This window comes from Psychrobacter sp. 1U2, assembly GCF_051847575.1.
The window spans coordinates 1-606 of record NZ_JBPYDC010001415.1 but is presented as its reverse complement, the minus strand read 5'-3'; the positions used below and the strand labels follow the sequence as shown (position 1 = coordinate 606).

Annotated in this window: 1 protein-coding gene and 1 pseudogene; both read right to left on the bottom strand. The window is 41.1% G+C overall.

Annotated features, from left to right (window positions below):
* Nucleotides 1-208: pseudogene (locus ACS8FD_RS22400) on the bottom strand (hypothetical protein); the annotation flags it as partial.
* A gap of 163 nt (nucleotides 209-371) precedes the next feature.
* A partial coding sequence (locus ACS8FD_RS22395; protein WP_459252174.1) for an arsenate reductase/protein-tyrosine-phosphatase family protein occupies nucleotides 372-606 on the bottom strand: 235 nt, incomplete at its 5' end.

Genomic DNA, 606 nt, shown 5'->3' with positions numbered 1-606 from the left:
AGACGTTGCTACCACCAGATAGCACAAACAATGAGGAATTAAGTTCACTATCGTCTGTATAACTTGCCATAAAATGGTCTAACTGTGCCTCGCTTGTCAAAGTCACTACAGTGTCAGCGATGCAAGCGAGCGCCATTGTGTTGGCGTAAGACAGATCATGCAAGCAATCGTACTGAGCATTAGGAGCATGGTGCAAATCTGTAGTCATAACACGACCTATTAGACAAATAAATAAAAAACATCAAAGCAGTAGCCAGGTATAAGCTAGACTTTAATACGCTGGCTATTATAAGGGATATACGGTATAAAAGCAGATAAAATGCTTAAGTTTTAGTGCTTGGTATCGTGATGCTGAGAAATCTAAATCTCCCTTACATGGCTTTCCAGCTTTCAATCCATGCTTTGGCGCTCGATTCAACACGTTCAATGACGTCTTCAAAATCATCTCCATCACCCTTATAAGGATCTGGAACGTCGTCGCCGCCATAAGTAGGATCTTCTTCGCTAAATAATGCCAATTTAGCTAGAGGCGCTTGCGATGTATTATTAATACTATCTTTTAATGCTTGCAGGTCAGCCAAGTTCTGAGCATCCATTGCTAGAATC